At 73.5% G+C, this 15,100-nt stretch carries 13 protein-coding genes; 10 read left to right on the top strand and 3 right to left on the bottom strand.

Annotation, left to right across the window (positions count from 1 at the left end; all coding sequences use genetic code 11):
• The first annotated feature begins 1 nt into the window (after window position 1).
• Entirely contained in the window at window positions 2-202 is a 201-nt protein-coding gene (locus IEZ11_RS18805) for a ferredoxin (protein WP_189263960.1), read from the top strand.
• Between the two features lie 62 nt (window positions 203-264).
• On the opposite strand, the gene IEZ11_RS18800 is transcribed toward IEZ11_RS18805, so the two are convergent.
• The 3 genes from IEZ11_RS18800 to IEZ11_RS18790 are packed head-to-tail and all read right to left on the bottom strand — an operon-like array spanning window position 265 to window position 2,236.
• Window positions 265-1,161 (bottom strand): aminoglycoside phosphotransferase family protein, encoded by an 897-nt coding sequence (locus tag IEZ11_RS18800; protein WP_189263959.1) that lies wholly within the window; start codon window positions 1,159-1,161, stop codon window positions 265-267.
• 23 nt (window positions 1,162-1,184) lie between these two features.
• Window positions 1,185-1,685 carry a ferritin-like domain-containing protein gene (locus IEZ11_RS18795; RefSeq protein WP_189263958.1) on the bottom strand — a complete coding sequence of 167 codons (501 nt, stop codon included), beginning with the start codon at window positions 1,683-1,685 and terminating at the stop codon, window positions 1,185-1,187.
• A complete protein-coding gene (locus IEZ11_RS18790; RefSeq protein WP_189263957.1) occupies window positions 1,682-2,236 on the bottom strand; it encodes a hypothetical protein in 555 nt (184 codons plus the stop codon). The genes IEZ11_RS18795 and IEZ11_RS18790 overlap by 4 nt, the downstream gene beginning before the upstream one ends.
• Window positions 2,237-2,509: 273 nt before the next feature.
• Here IEZ11_RS18790 and rimP point away from each other — a divergent pair, with 273 nt between their 5' ends.
• The 9 genes from rimP (at window position 2,510) to IEZ11_RS18745 (ending at window position 15,022) form a co-directional block, all read left to right on the top strand.
• Window positions 2,510-3,019 (top strand): ribosome maturation factor RimP, encoded by a 510-nt coding sequence (gene rimP, locus IEZ11_RS18785; protein ID WP_189263956.1) that lies wholly within the window; start codon window positions 2,510-2,512, stop codon window positions 3,017-3,019.
• A gap of 2 nt (window positions 3,020-3,021) precedes the next feature.
• Window positions 3,022-4,008 (top strand): transcription termination factor NusA, encoded by a 987-nt coding sequence (nusA, locus tag IEZ11_RS18780; RefSeq protein ID WP_189263955.1) that lies wholly within the window; start codon window positions 3,022-3,024, stop codon window positions 4,006-4,008.
• Between the two features lie 147 nt (window positions 4,009-4,155).
• Window positions 4,156-4,425 carry a YlxR family protein gene (locus IEZ11_RS18775; RefSeq protein ID WP_189263954.1) on the top strand — a complete coding sequence of 90 codons (270 nt, stop codon included), beginning with the start codon at window positions 4,156-4,158 and terminating at the stop codon, window positions 4,423-4,425.
• A gap of 154 nt (window positions 4,426-4,579) precedes the next feature.
• Window positions 4,580-7,717, top strand: a complete 3,138-nt coding sequence (gene infB, locus IEZ11_RS18770) for a translation initiation factor IF-2 (protein ID WP_189263953.1) — start codon at window positions 4,580-4,582, stop codon at window positions 7,715-7,717.
• Between the two features lie 422 nt (window positions 7,718-8,139).
• Window positions 8,140-8,433 (top strand): DUF503 domain-containing protein, encoded by a 294-nt coding sequence (locus tag IEZ11_RS18765; RefSeq protein ID WP_189263952.1) that lies wholly within the window; start codon window positions 8,140-8,142, stop codon window positions 8,431-8,433.
• A 46-nt stretch (window positions 8,434-8,479) separates the two neighbouring features.
• Window positions 8,480-8,941 (top strand): 30S ribosome-binding factor RbfA, encoded by a 462-nt coding sequence (rbfA, locus tag IEZ11_RS18760; RefSeq protein ID WP_189263951.1) that lies wholly within the window; start codon window positions 8,480-8,482, stop codon window positions 8,939-8,941.
• On the top strand, window positions 8,938-9,843 hold the full coding sequence (gene truB / locus IEZ11_RS18755) for a tRNA pseudouridine(55) synthase TruB (protein WP_189263950.1): 906 nt from the start codon (window positions 8,938-8,940) through the stop codon (window positions 9,841-9,843). Before rbfA ends, truB begins: the two co-directional genes overlap by 4 nt.
• A gap of 326 nt (window positions 9,844-10,169) precedes the next feature.
• On the top strand, window positions 10,170-13,952 hold the full coding sequence (locus IEZ11_RS18750; RefSeq protein WP_229713159.1) for a trypsin-like peptidase domain-containing protein: 3,783 nt from the start codon (window positions 10,170-10,172) through the stop codon (window positions 13,950-13,952).
• A 119-nt stretch (window positions 13,953-14,071) separates the two neighbouring features.
• Window positions 14,072-15,022, top strand: coding sequence for a bifunctional riboflavin kinase/FAD synthetase (locus tag IEZ11_RS18745; RefSeq protein ID WP_189263949.1), 951 nt, complete (start codon window positions 14,072-14,074; stop codon window positions 15,020-15,022).
• Window positions 15,023-15,100 lie beyond the last annotated feature (78 nt).

The following is a 15,100-nucleotide window of genomic DNA, read 5'->3' as shown; positions in this document are numbered from 1 at the left end:
CATGGACCAGCACATAGACATCGACTGGACGTCCTGCCAGGGCCACGGCCTGTGCGCGGAACTCCTCCCGGAACACATCACCCTGGACGAGTGGGGCTACCCCCTGGTCGACGGCCGCCCCGTCCCGCCCCGCACGAGGAAGCGAGCCCGCAGAGCAGCGGCCGACTGCCCGGTCCTGGCCTTGAAACTGAGGGAAGGCTGAACGCCCCGAAAGGGGCGCGGGGAACTGCGCGACCAGCCACAACGCACCCGCAGCCGGGAACGTCAAACCCACCCGGCGAACTCGAGCAACAGCTCCGCATCCCCCGGCCGCCCCACCCGGAGCGCCCGCACCCCCGACTCCACCGCCCGGAACAGCGTCCATCCCCGCAGCCGTTCCTGGTCGACCTCCAGGGACTCCGCGAGCCGCTTGATCCGCCGCCGGGTGATGGACGCCCCGGAGGGCGACGCGATCAGGTCCTCCACCCGGTCCCGCACCAGCCGCGCCAGATCGAACGCGCACTCCCCGACCACCGGATCCGGCCCCACCGCCAGCCACGGCATCCGCTCCCCGGCCAGCACCTTGCTCTGCCGGAACGTGCCGTGCAGCAGCCGCTGCTCGGGCGGCGCGGCCAGCAACTCCTCCCGGGCCGCGACCGCCGCCGTCACCAGCGGCGCCAGCTCGGTGTCGCCGGCCGCCCAGGCCATCGCCGTGGCCTGCCGCTCCGTCCGCTCGGCCACGGTCTCGAAGACGTGCTCCTCGGGGGGCCGCACCCAGAGCCGGCGAAGCGTCCCCGCCGCCTCCAGCAGCGCCTTGGCCTCGGGCAGCGACCGCACCGACACCTCCGGATGCAGCCGCTCCAGCAGCAGCACCCCGGCGGCCCCGTCGGCCTCCAGCACCTGCACCGCACCGAGCCCGCCCCAGTGCGCCAGCGCCACCGCCTCGCTCTCCGGCCGGGCCCGCCGCGGCGCCAGCTTCAGCACGGCAGGCGTGTCGTCCGCCCGCCGCACCAGCAGCACCACACTGCTGCGGCCGCCCGGCACCTGTACCCGTTCCACGGTCAACTCGCGTAGCGCGACGGCCTGTTCCACCGTGCCCGGCAGCTTCTCCAGCCACTCGTCACCGTCCGGCGCCGTCTCACCGAGCGCCCTCACCAGGCGCCGCGGCGGTTCGAAAGCCATACGCGAGTCGTTCCTTTCCACCTCTAGAGAGCAGCCGAGGCCGAGGGCGAGGCCGACTCACTGGCCGCAGCCCCGGTACCGGCCCCGGTACCCGCCCGCTCGGCGAGCCCAGGGAAGGCTACGCTCTCCCCGCTCCAGCGCACCGCCCGCACCGCGGCCTCCCGCAGCGCCCCGGCCGCCGAGCCGCGCCGCCCGCCCGAGGACGCCCGGACCAGGTCGGAGTAGACGTCGGCGACCCGCTCCTCCAGCTCGGCGGCGAGTCGTACGGCCGTCGCCGGGTCCGTGACGGCGAACGGCAGCGCGTACGCCGCGCTCGCGGCGACGGGCGTACCGCCCAGGTCCCGTACCTCACGGACCAGCGCGTCCCGGCCGGCCCGGTGCGCGTCGTACGCCGAGCGGGCCTCGGCCAGCCGCTGCCGATCGATCCTGCCGCCGACGACGCCGTAGCCGTACACCGCCGCGTGCTCGGCCGCCAGCGCCGCCTGGAGCGCCTTGAGCACGCCCGCCTTCGCCTCGTCGCTCACCGGTCGCCCTTCGTCAGCAGGTACGCGTGTCCGGCCCCGGCGGCCGCCACCCCGGCCAGCAGTCGCGCCAGTTCGCCCGGCAGCTCCAGCAGTGCCCTGGCCCGCTGGTCGGCGAGGCCGCGTTCGGCGGCGGCCAGTGCGGCGAGCGCGGACTTCTCGTCGGCGGGCACGGTCGGCGAGGCCGACGGGGATGCCGTGGCCGACGGCGAACCGGTCGCCGTGGGCGAGGCCGTCGCGCCCTCCTCGAACGCCGCCGCGTGCGCCGCCACCTCCGCCCGCAGCGGCCGCAACCGCTCGGCGAGCGCCGGATGGGCGGCGAGCACGGCGTCGTACTGCCGCAGCAGCCCCCGGCTGTCCCGTGCCGCACGCGCGCGTGCCCGCGCGGACACCGACGTACTCCCACCGCTCCCGGCCGACTTCGGATCGGCGGAGCAGCCCACCAGCACGGCGGCCGAGGCCACCGAAACGAACAGGCTCCTTCTGCGCAACAGCGAGGGGAACGGCACGGCAGACGTCCTCAAGGGGGCTCGTACGAACACACGGCCGGACATGCACCCGACCGTGATCACGTTACCCGTGCTCCCCCACAACTGACGTCACCGCCTCGACGCCCCTGACCGCAACCCCCTCAAGGGGCGCGGGGAACTGCGCGATAAGCCCCCACCGGCCCGCACCCGCCCCCGAACCGCAGCCCCACCCCCCCCGTGGGCGTTCGGCCCCCCCCGCCGGAGGCACCCGCACGCAACACCCCCCGCGACCCGATACCCTTTGACCAGACGCGCGACCCATCCCACAACAGCACACGCGGCCGAGGAGTCACCCGGATGAGCACCACCCAGAGCGAGAGGCTGCGAGAGCTCCTGGAACCGCTCGTCACCTCCCAGGGACTGGATCTCGAAGAGATCGCCGTGGACTCCGTCGGACGCAAGCGAGTGCTGCGTGTCGTCGTCGACTCCGACACCGGGGCGGACCTGGACCAGGTCGCCGATGTGAGCCGTGAGCTCTCGGCGAAGCTCGACGAGACGGACGCGATGGGCGAGGGGGAGTACACCCTGGAGGTCGGCACCCCCGGCGCGGAGCGCTCGCTCACCGAGCACCGGCACTACCTGCGCGCCGTGGACCGCCTGGTGCGGTTCCAGCTGGCCGAGGGCGGGGAACTGGTCGCCAGGATCCTGGACGCCGACGACGAGGGCCTCGACCTGGAAGTCCCCGGGGTCAAGGGACGCAAGGCGACCGCCCGCAGACTGGGCTTCGCCGAGATCGACAAGGCACGTGTGCAGGTCGAGTTCAACCGCAAGGACAAGAAGGACATGACGGAAGAGGAGGAGGCGTAGCCGTGGACATCGACATGAGCGCCCTGCGGGGCTTGGTTCGGGAGAAGGAGATCTCCTTCGACCTGCTGGTCGAGGCGATCGAGTCGGCCCTCCTCATCGCCTACCACCGCACCGAGGGAAGCCGCCGCCACGCGCGCGTGGTGCTCGACCGGAACACCGGGCACGTGACCGTGTGGGCGAAGGAGGACCCCGAGGACCTGGAGGAGGGGCAGGAGGCGCGCGAGTTCGACGACACCCCGTCGGACTTCGGGCGGATCGCCGCCACCACCGCCAAGCAGGTGATCCTGCAGCGGCTGCGCGACGCCGAGGACGACGCCACGCTCGGCGAGTACGCCGGCCGCGAGGGCGACATCGTCACCGGAGTGGTCCAGCAGGGCCGCGACCCGAAGAACGTGCTCGTCGACATCGGCAAGCTGGAGGCCATCCTGCCGGTGCAGGAGCAGGTGCCCGGCGAGACCTACCCGCACGGGATGCGGCTGCGGTCGTACGTCGTGCGGGTGGCCAAGGGCGTCCGCGGTCCCTCCGTCACACTCTCCCGCACGCACCCGAACCTCGTGAAGAAGCTCTTCGCGCTGGAGGTGCCGGAGATCGCCGACGGGTCCGTCGAGATCGCCGCCATCGCCCGCGAGGCCGGTCACCGTACGAAGATCGCGGTCCGTTCCACCCGTTCGGGCCTGAACGCCAAGGGCGCCTGTATCGGCCCCATGGGCGGCCGGGTCCGCAACGTCATGGGCGAGCTGAACGGCGAGAAGATCGACATCGTCGACTGGTCGGACGACCCGGCCGAGATGGTGGCGAACGCGCTGTCCCCGGCCCGGGTCTCCAAGGTCGAGGTCGTGGACCTGGCGTCCCGGTCCGCCCGGGTGACCGTGCCGGACTACCAGCTGTCGCTGGCGATCGGCAAAGAGGGACAGAACGCCCGGCTCGCCGCCCGGCTCACCGGCTGGCGGATCGACATCCGCCCGGATACCGAACAGGTGACCGAGTAGCTCACCCGGCGGGAGACGCCTCTCCTCGTCCGGGGTTCACCCGGACGGGGGGAATAGTTCCAAGCCGCAGGTGGCTTGGATTACGACAACAGCCGTTCGATCTTTGCCCCGAAGGGGTGAGGTCGGTGCGGGGAGGTAGACTTAGCAGTGTCTGGCCGGACGCGAGCCCGCGCATGCCCTGAGCGCACCTGTGTGGGGTGCAGGCAGCGAGCGGCCAAGACCGAACTGCTGCGCATCGTGGCGGTCGGGGACGAATGCGTCCCCGATCCTCGCGGTACGCTGCCCGGCCGGGGTGCATATGTACACCCCGCCCAGGTCTGTCTGGACCAGGCGGTACGCCGCCGGGCACTTCCGAGGGCGCTCCGCGTCCCGGGTCCGCTCGACGTAAAGGCGTTGCGCCGGCACGTCGAGGAGTAACACCGTAAGAAGCGTCGTACGGAGCGTCCGTGCGGCTCTGGTACCCCGCGAGTTGGAAGTAGGTCGAGATTGCGATGAGCACTCGATGAGCACGCGATGAGTACGCCCATGAAGTAGCGACGGTCCGGACGCACCCGGACCTAAAAGGAGCGAAGTGGCTAAGGTCCGGGTATACGAACTCGCCAAGGAGTTCGGGGTTGAGAGCAAGGTCGTCATGGCCAAGCTCCAGGAACTCGGTGAATTCGTCCGTTCGGCGTCCTCGACGATCGAGGCGCCCGTTGTACGCAAGCTGACCGACGCCCTCCAGGGTGGCGGCAGCGGCAAGCCCGCCCCGCGCAAGGCGGCACCCAAGCCCGGCGCGCCCTCTCCGGCGCAGTCGGCCCGTCCGGGTGCCCCGAAGCCGGGTGCCCCGCGTCCGGCTGCCCCGCAGCCTGCCGCCCCGGCCGCGCCCGCGGCTCCGGTGGCACCCGCCGCCGCGGCACCCGCCGCTCCGGCTCCGGTCACCCCCGCGCCGGCCGCGTCCGGCCCGCGTCCGGGTCCCCGTCCCGCCCCGCGTCCGGCCCCGGCCGCGCCCGAGTTCACGGCTCCGCCGGCGCCTCCGGCCGCCGCGGCGCCGAGCCCGGCCGCCGCGCAGGGCCCGCGTCCGCAGGGTGCCGGTCCCCGTCGGGACGACCGCCAGGGCGCTCCGCGTCCCGGTGGCCGTCCCGCCCCCGGTCAGGGGCAGGGCCAGGCCCGTCCGGGCCAGGGTGCCCCGCGCCCCGGTGGCCAGGGCCAGCGTCCGGGCGGTGCCCGTCCGGCCGGTCCGCGTCCGGGTAACAACCCCTTCACGTCCGGTGGCTCCACCGGCATGGCCCGCCCGCAGGCTCCGCGCCCGCAGGGCGGTCCGCGTCCGGGCGGCCCCGGTGCCCCCGGTGGCGGTCCCCGTCCGCAGGCGCCCGGCGCCCAGGGCGGCGGTCCGCGTCCGCAGGCTCCCGGCGGTGCCCGTCCGAGCCCGTCCGGCATGCCCCGTCCGCAGGGCGGTCCGCGTCCCGGCGGCGGGTCCGCGGGTCCGCGCCCGAACCCCGGCATGATGCCGCAGCGTCCCGCTGCCGGCCCGCGTCCCGGCCCCGGTGGCGGCGGTCGCGGTCCCGGCGGTGCGGGTCGTCCCGGCGGCGCCGGTCGTCCCGGTGGCGGCGGCGGCTTCGCCGGTCGTCCCGGCGGTGCCGGTGGCGGCGCCCGTCCCGGTGGTGGCGGCGGCTTCGCCGGTCGTCCCGGTGGCGGTGGCCCCGGCGGCGGTGGCGGCGGCTTCGGTGGCGGTCCCGGTGGTGGCGGCGGCGGTCGTCCCGGCTTCGGCGGTCGTCCCGGCGGTCCCGGTGGCCGTGGTGGCACGCAGGGCGCCTTCGGCCGTCCCGGCGGTCCGGCGCGTCGCGGTCGCAAGTCGAAGCGGCAGCGTCGCCAGGAGTACGAGGCCATGCAGGCCCCGAGCGTCGGCGGCGTGATGCTGCCGCGCGGCAGCGGCGAGACCATCCGTCTCTCCCGCGGCGCGTCGCTCACCGACTTCGCGGAGAAGATCAACGCCAACCCGGCGTCCCTCGTCGCGGTCATGATGAACCTCGGCGAGATGGTCACTGCCACGCAGTCCGTCTCCGACGAGACGCTCCAGCTCCTCGCCGGCGAGATGAACTACCAGGTTCAGATCGTCAGCCCGGAGGAGGAGGACCGCGAGCTGCTCGAGTCCTTCGACATCGAGTTCGGCGAGGACGAGGGCGACGAGGAGGACCTGGTGGTCCGCCCGCCGGTCGTCACCGTCATGGGTCACGTCGACCACGGTAAGACCCGGCTCCTCGACGCCATCCGCAAGACGAACGTCATCGCGGGCGAGGCGGGCGGCATCACCCAGCACATCGGTGCCTACCAGGTCTCGACCCAGGTCAACGACGAAGACCGCGCGATCACCTTCATCGACACCCCGGGTCACGAGGCGTTCACCGCCATGCGTGCCCGTGGTGCCCGGTCGACGGACATCGCGATCCTGGTCGTCGCGGCCAACGACGGCGTCATGCCGCAGACGGTCGAGGCGCTCAACCACGCCAAGGCGGCCGACGTCCCGATCGTCGTCGCGGTCAACAAGATCGACGTCGAGGGCGCCGACCCGACCAAGGTGCGCGGTCAGCTGACCGAGTACGGCCTGGTGGCCGAGGAGTACGGCGGCGACACCATGTTCGTCGACATCTCCGCCAAGCAGGGTCTGCACATCGACTCGCTGCTGGAGGCCGTGATCCTCACGGCCGACGCCTCGCTCGACCTGCGGGCCAACCCGCACCAGGACGCGCAGGGCATCTCGATCGAGTCCCGTCTCGACCGCGGCCGCGGTGCCGTGGCGACGGTCCTCGTCCAGCGAGGCACCCTGCGGGTCGGCGACACGATGGTGGTGGGCGACGCCTACGGCCGTGTGCGCGCCATGCTCGACGACAACGGCAACAACGTCGCCGAGGCCGGCCCGTCCACGCCGGTCCAGGTCCTGGGTCTGACCAACGTCCCGGGCGCCGGCGACAACTTCCTCGTGGTCGAGGAGGACCGTACGGCCCGCCAGATCGCGGAGAAGCGCGCCGCCCGTGAGCGCAACGCCGCGTTCGCCAAGCGCACCCGCCGCGTGTCCCTCGAGGACCTGGACAAGGTGCTCAAGGCCGGCGAGATCCAGCAGCTCAACCTCATCATCAAGGGTGACGCTTCTGGTTCCGTCGAGGCCCTGGAGTCCTCCCTGCTCCAGCTGGACGTCGGCGAAGAGGTCGACATCCGCGTCCTGCACCGCGGTGTCGGTGCGGTCACGGAGTCCGACATCGACCTGGCGATGGGCTCCGACGCCATCGTGATCGGCTTCAACGTCCGCGCGGCCGGCCGCGCGGCGCAGATGGCCGAGCGCGAGGGTGTGGACGTCCGGTACTACTCGGTCATCTACCAGGCGATCGAGGAGATCGAGGCGGCCCTGAAGGGCATGCTGAAGCCGGAGTTCGAGGAGGTCGAGCTCGGTACGGCGGAGATCCGCGAGGTCTTCAAGTCGTCCAAGCTGGGCAACATCGCCGGTGTCCTCATCCGCTCGGGCGAGGTCAAGCGCAACACGAAGGCCCGCCTCGTCCGCGACGGCAAGGTCATCGCGGAGAACCTCAACATCGAGGGTCTGCGCCGCTTCAAGGACGACGTCACCGAGATCCGCGAAGGCTACGAGGGTGGTATCAACCTCGGAAACTTCAACGACATCAAGATCGACGACGTCATCGCGACGTACGAGATGCGCGAGAAGCCGCGGGCGTAACGCCTACGGTTGGTGGCCGGCCGACGGGACTTCGGTGCCGTCGGCCGGTACTTTCCCGTCGGGACACGACCGCCACGGGGCTCCGCCCCGGACCCCGGCCTCGCCCACCCACCACCCGACTCGGCGAGCTGAGAAGGTGCCCCCTGGGGCGGAGCCTGTTCGGCGGACCGAGACGGTGCCGTCCCGGCCGACCGGGTCGGTGCCGTCCCGGCCGACCGAGTCGGGTGGTGGGTGGGCGAAGGTCCGGGATCCGGGGCGGAGCCCCGTGGCGGCATCCCTCAGCCGACCGAGTCGGGTGGGCGGGCGGGCGAAGGCGGCGGACCCCCATGCGCGGGGAAAGTCGGTCGAGCCCCCGGCAGGGACGGGGTACCGTTCCTGACAGGGCCATCGATCCCGTACCGGCGGGTTAACCGGATACATACATGTACGTGGGGACCCTGTCCTTCGACCTCCTCCTCGGCGACATCCACTCGCTCAAGGAGAAGCGCTCCGTCGTCCGCCCGATCGTCGCCGAACTCCAGCGGAAGTACGCCGTGAGTGCCGCCGAGGTGGACCACCTGGACCTTCACCGCAGGGCCGGTATCGGCCTCGCCGTGGTCTCCGGAGACGCCGCGCACCTGACCGATGTACTCGACCGGTGCGAACGGCTGGTCGCCGGCCGCCCCGAGGTGGAACTGCTGTCCGTGCGACGGCGTTTCCACGGCGACGACGACTAGACCTGAGACCTGAGAACGACAAGAAGAAAGAACGGGAGACGGACCAGTGGCCGACAACGCGCGGGCTAAGAGGCTGGCGGACCTCATCCGAGAGGTGGTGGCCCAGAAGCTGCAGCGCGGGATCAAGGACCCGCGGCTCGGCACCCACGTCACCATCACGGACACCCGGGTCACGGGTGACCTCAGGGAGGCGACCGTCTTCTACACGGTGTACGGCGACGAGGAGGAGCGGAACGCGGCAGCCGCGGGTCTGGAGAGCGCCAAGGGCATTCTCCGGTCCGAGGTCGGCCGGGCCGCCGGCGTGAAGTTCACCCCGACCCTCACCTTCGTCGCGGACGCCCTCCCGGACACCGCCCGGAACATCGAGGACCTCCTCGACCGGGCGCGCCAGTCCGACGCGAAGGTCCGAGAGGCCTCCGCGGGCGCCGCCTACGCCGGTGAGGCAGACCCGTACAAGAAGCCGGATTCCGAAGACGAGGCCGACGAGACGGACGACGCCACCGAATGACCAGCAAGCCCACCCCGCCCGACGGCCTTGTCATCGTCGACAAGCCGTCGGGCTTCACCTCGCACGACGTCGTCGCCAAGATGCGGGGCATCGCCCGTACCCGGCGCGTCGGGCACGCCGGCACCCTCGACCCCATGGCCACGGGTGTCCTCGTCCTCGGTATCGAGCGGGCGACCAAGCTCCTCGGGCACCTCGCCCTGACGGAGAAGGAGTACCTGGGGACGATCCGCCTCGGGCAGAACACGGTCACGGACGACGCCGAGGGCGAGATCACCTCGTCCACCGACGCCTCCAAGGTCACCCGCGAGGCCGTCGACGCCGGCATCGCCAAGCTGACCGGCGCCATCATGCAGGTGCCGTCGAAGGTCAGCGCCATCAAGATCGACGGTGTCCGCTCCTACAAGCGCGCCCGGGACGGCGAGGACTTCGACATCCCGGCCCGCCCGGTGACCGTCTCGTCGTTCGCCGTGTACGACGTCCGGGACGCCGTCGCCGAGGACGGCACCTCCGTCCTCGACCTGGTCGTCTCCGTCGTCTGCTCCTCCGGCACCTACATCCGCGCCCTCGCCCGCGACCTGGGCGCCGACCTGGGCGTCGGCGGCCACCTCACCGCGCTGCGCCGCACCCGCGTCGGGCCGTACAAGCTGGAATCCGCGCGCACCCTCGACCAGCTCCAGCAGGAGCTGACCGTGATGCCGGTCGCGGAGGCGGCCGGGGCCGCGTTCCGCCGCTGGGACGTCGACGCCAGGCGGGCCCGCCTGCTCGTCAACGGCGTGCGCCTGGAGATGCCCGACGAGTACGCGGGCACCGGTCCCGTCGCCGTGTTCGATCCCGAGGGTCGCTTCCTGGCGCTCGTCGAGGAGCAGAAGGGCAAGGCGAAGAGCCTCGCCGTCTTCGTCTGAACCCTGCCCGTGGAGCGGCGACCACGGGGTCTGGCGCCGCCGCCGCTCCACGGTCCCCCCTCGGTTCCCCCACCCCTAGGGTGTATCCACCCGCCCCGGCCTATTCACCCGACCGAGCAGGCGCTCGGAGTGAACCGGGGGAGCAGAGGGGGGCGCGTTCAACACCCGCTCTGTCCGGCTGATCATTTCGCCCCTACGGTCGAGGGCAAGGGCCTGTCCGGCGGACCCGGTCGCAGGAAGTCAGCGGTGGCCGGCAGGGCCCGCGGCTGGGTCCCGGTCCGCAGGGCAGGGCCTGAGGCACGGGTGTACGGGCGGGAGGTTCGATCATGGCGGGATGTGGCCCGTGGACCGGGAGCGGTCGCCGGACGGCGGACTGGACGCGGGACGTGGAGCGGGAGGCGCCGCGGGAGGCGGGGCCGGGGCTCGACGCACGGCTGGTCCGGGTCCGCGACCTCGCCGGGCGCCCGCGCGGCACCGGCTTCCTGGCCGATCACCACGGGACGCTCGTCACCAGCCACGAGGCGGTCGACGGCCTCGCCCGGATCCTGCTGCACGCGGCCGGTGACCGCACCTGCGTGGTCGGCTCGGAAGCCGTCGTCCCGCTGCCCGCCTTCGGCCTGGCCCTGGTCCGCACCGAGGGCCTCGCCGTGGACCCGCTCCCGATCACCGTACGGGAACGCATCCCGGCCGGCGCCTACGTGCGCATCGCCGCCGACCGCTGGCGCGAGGCCCGGGTCCTGGCCGCGACCCGGGTGACGTACACCGCCACCGACCGCTCCCATCTCCTGGAGGACGCCCTGGAGCTGGCGATCGGCACGGCGGGCCGGGACGCCCTGCGGCGGGGCGGCGGGGCGGCCGGCGGCCCGGTCCTCGACGCGGAGACCGGCGCGGTCCTGGCGGTCCTCGGCACCGCCCTGTGTTCCGGCCAGCGCGACGTGGGCTTCGCCGTCCCTCTCCACCACCCCGGCAGCGGCCCCCTGGCCGAGCTCCTCGCCACCAACGCGGCCACGGTCCCGGCCTACGGCATCGACCTCAACCTGGCCGGCGTACTGGAACTGACGGCCACATCCGTGGACCAGGACGGCCCACCGGGAGCGCCCCGAAGGGGCGCGGGGAACTGCGCGACCAGCCCCCACTCGCCCGCAGCCGCCCCACTGCCGTTCATGGCACTCCCCGGCGATCTCACCGACCTCGTGCAACCGGTCGAACGCTCGGCCACCTCCGCGCAGCTGTCGGCCTTCGCCGAAGGCACCGGCACCGGCACCGGCACCGGAAATCCCACCGGCACGGTCCTGGCCCTCGTCGGCGCCCCCGGAACGGGCCGCACCACCGAACTCGCCGCCCTCGCGGCCCGCCGCACCCGCCAAGCGAACCCCGCCCCCACCCTCTGGCTCCGTGGCGCCGACCTCAAGGACGCCGACGACTCCGTCGCCGACGCGGCCCGCCGCTCCCTGGAACGCGCGGTGCGGATCGTCGCCGCCTCCCGCTCCCAGCTCCCCGGCGACCTGGGCGAGCTGACCGTGGAACGGCTGGCCCGCCTCGCCGCCGGCGCCGGCCGTCCACTCCTCCTCCTGCTGGACGGTCCCGAGGAGATGCCCCCGGTCCTCGCCCACCGGCTCTCCGCCTGGACCGAGGGCACCGCGGACTGGCTGCGCGACACCGGCGCCCGCCTGCTCCTGTCCTGCCGCGAGGAGTACTGGGAGCACGCCGGCACCGAGTTCCCGCCCGACCTCCTGCACGGAAACGGCCACGGAATCGGCCACGGAATCGGCCACCGAAACGGCCACGGCCACGGAATCCGCCACGGCCACGCACACCCGCACGACGCACCCGGACCCGGCACCGGCGGCAGCCCCCCGTGCGTCCGGCTGGCCGACCTCACCCCCGACGAGGCTCGCCGCGCCCGCTCCCGCTACGGCATCCCGGACGACGCCCTCATCGACCGGGACGCCCGCCACCCTCTCACCCTGCGCCTGCTCGCGGAGATCCGCGCCGCTCTCCCGGACGCCCCGGCCGACGGGGACCCGATCGACCGGCACGACGTCTTCGCCGCCCACCTCGACCTGATGTGCCTGCGCATCGCGGTCCGGCTGGCCGCCGAGAACGGCCTGCGCGGTACGGCCGTACGACGCCTCGCCGCCCGGGTCTCCCGGCAGGTGCACGAGGCCGCCCGGCGCAGTCTCGGTCCCGGGCAGGGCGAGCTGGACCGGGAGTCGTTCGAAGCGGTGTTCCCCTGGGGTCCCGTCCCCGCCCACCTCGGCGGCGGCTCCGGCTGGGCCTCCGCCGTGCTCACCGAGGGCCTGCTGGTGCCCGCCGGCGGCGGCTACCGCTTCGCCCACGAGGAACTCGCCGACTGGATCCAGGGCATGCACCTGGACCTGGACGAGGCCCTGCTCGCCCTCGTCCACCGCCCCCGCACCTCGCCGGACGCCCACCACCTGCCCGTTCCGCGCCACCGGGCCGGACCGGTCGTCCAGGCCCTGCTGCTGCTCGACCGCGAGTACGGGCCGACCCGACTGGCGCCCAGGCTGGACGAGTTGCTGCACGCCCTCGACCTGGACCCCGGCGACTGGTGGGCCGCGCGGCTGCTCGCCCAGACCCTGCTGCGGCTGCCCGACGCGACCCCGTACACCGGGGTGCTGCGGCTGCTCGCCGACCGGGTGGTGGGCCAACAGCACACCGCACCAAGGGAGTTCGGGCCGGACTTCTGGACCGGGCTCGCCCTCCCGGCCGCCGACCGCTTCGATCTGCTGCGCAGGCTGGTGCTCGCCGACGAGCCGTTGCCGGAGACCACGGGCATCGGGAGCTTCGGAGCCCGGCCGAACCGCCCGCCCACTCGCCCGTCGGCCACGCTGTCGGCCACGCCGTCGGCCCGGCCGTCGGCGGCGGAGCCCGTGGGTACGGCCCCGCGCTACCTGGACGCCGTGGCCCGGCTGCTGGCCGCCGACCCCACCGCCGTACAGCCGTATCTCACGCGGTGGTTCGACGACGAACGGCCGTTGCCCGCGATGCCGCACGCCACCGTGGCCACCGCGGCCCAGGCGCTGCTGCACACCCACCGGCACCCGGCTCTGGACGACCTGACCGAGGTCCTGGTGGACGCGGCGCACCGGCGCGGCGACGAACTGCTCGCCGTACTCGCCGAGGACGAGCCGTCGGCGGTGTGCCGGGCCGTGGACCGCTGGGCGCACGACGAGCGGCCGGCCCGCCGGGTGGCCGCTGTGGCGCACGGGCTGCGCACCGCCCCGCACGTCCGCAGCGCCCCCGACCGCGAACTGCTCCGTTACGCCGCGCTCGCCCTGCTGGCCCGCCCCGCCGACTGCACCCTGCACGGCGGCGCCCTCGCGCTGCTGGTCCGCGACCCGATGACCCGGGCCCGTCATCTCCCGCAGGCGCTCACCCACTTCACCACCGGCGACCACCAGCTCACGCCGGCCGCCCTGGTCCCGGCCCTGGTCACCCACCCCGACGAGGTCCTGGAGGCCTTCCGCGCCCGGCTGCGCGGACCGGACGCCGCGCAGGTGCTGCGCACGCTCGCGCACATCACCGCCCCCGCGCTCGCCCAGCGGGTCACCGAGCTGGTCCTGGAGGCCGCGGAGCTGCGCCCGGAGCTCGCCGGGCAGGTGGCCGGATTCGTCGAGCGCCGCCTCGACCAGGGCGCCGCGGCCCGTACCGTCCTGCTGCCGCTGGTCACCGAGCTGCTCGCCGACGGCCCCGAGCCGGTCCGGGCGGCCCTCGCGACCGTACTCGGCGCGGCCGGCACCCCCGCCTCGCGACCGCTGCGCCAGGAGCTCCTGGAGTTCCTGCTGGACCGTGAACGCGACCCCGGCGTCCTCGACGCGCTCCTGCACGCGGCCGCCGCGCGGCGCCAGGACTCCGGTGACGGCATGCGTGAGCTGGTCAGGCGCACCGGGCTGCTGCTCGTCCGCACCCCGGAGGGGGCGACCCTGTTCGACCGCGGCCTGGTCGAGCTGGGCCGGCACGTGCCCGGATTCGCCGCCCTGATGGCCCGCTGGCTCAGCGACACCCCGCAGGAATGGGCCGCGGTGGTCGGCCCGAGCACCCGCCGGATGCTCGGGAATCTGGCGGGCGTGCGGGTCCCCGCCTGACCGCGCACACGTGCGCCCGGTCACAGCGACCGTGCCGGTGTGAGCCGACTGCGCCGAACATGGCACCCTTAGACCTGCGTAAGTAGGGACAACGGACACAGGTTCGAGGAGCGGACACAGTGCAGCGCTGGCGTGGCTTGGAGGACATCCCCGAGGACTGGGGGCGCAGCGTCGTCACCATCGGTTCCTACGACGGGGTGCACCGCGGTCACCAGCTGATCATCCGGCATGCCGTGGACCGCGCCCGTGAGCTGGGCATCCCGGCCGTCGTCGTCACCTTCGACCCGCACCCCAGCGAGGTCGTCCGCCCCGGCAGCCACCCGCCGCTGCTCGCCCCGCACCACACCCGCGCCGAGCTGATGGCCGAGCTGGGTGTGGACGCGGTGCTGATCCTGCCCTTCACCACCGAGTTCTCGAAGCTGTCGGCCGCCGACTTCGTGGTGAAGGTCCTGGTCGACAAGTTGCACGCCAGGGCCGTCGTCGAGGGCCCGAACTTCCGCTTCGGCCACAAGGCCGCGGGCAACGTCGAGTTCCTCATCGAGCAGGGCAAGGTGTACGACTTCGAGGTGGAGGTCGTCGACCTGTTCGTGCGCGGCGAGGCGGGCGGCGGCGAGCCGTTCTCCTCGACCCTGACCCGGCGTCTGGTCGCCGAGGGCGACATGGCGGGCGCCCGCGAGATCCTGGGCCGCCCGCACCGGGTGGAGGGCGTGGTCGTGCGCGGCGCCCAGCGCGGCCGCGAGCTGGGCTTCCCCACCGCCAACGTGGAGACGCTCCCGCACACCGCCATCCCCGCCGACGGCGTCTACGCCGGCTACCTGCACGCCCAGGGCGAGGTGATGCCGGCCGCCATCTCCGTCGGCACCAACCCGCAGTTCGACGGCACCGAGCGCACGGTCGAGGCGTACGCCATCGACCGCCTGGGGCTCGACCTGTACGGCCTGCACGTCGCCGTCGACTTCCTCGCCTACGTCCGCGGCCAGGCCAAGTTCGAGTCGCTCGACGCGCTGCTGGTGCAGATGGCCGAGGACGTCAAGCGCTGCCGGGAGCTGGTGGCGGCCGAGAACGCCTGATCCGCCGGCGGGCTCGGCGGAACCTGTACGCGGAAGGGCGGCCGGTGCGACAGGGCACCGACCGCCCTTCGGCGTTCC

Origin of the sequence: Streptomyces fuscichromogenes, assembly GCF_014645815.1 — a bacterium.
In the GTDB taxonomy this organism is placed as follows: domain Bacteria; phylum Actinomycetota; class Actinomycetes; order Streptomycetales; family Streptomycetaceae; genus Streptomyces; species Streptomyces fuscichromogenes.
This window is presented reverse-complemented; position numbering and strand designations above follow the sequence as displayed.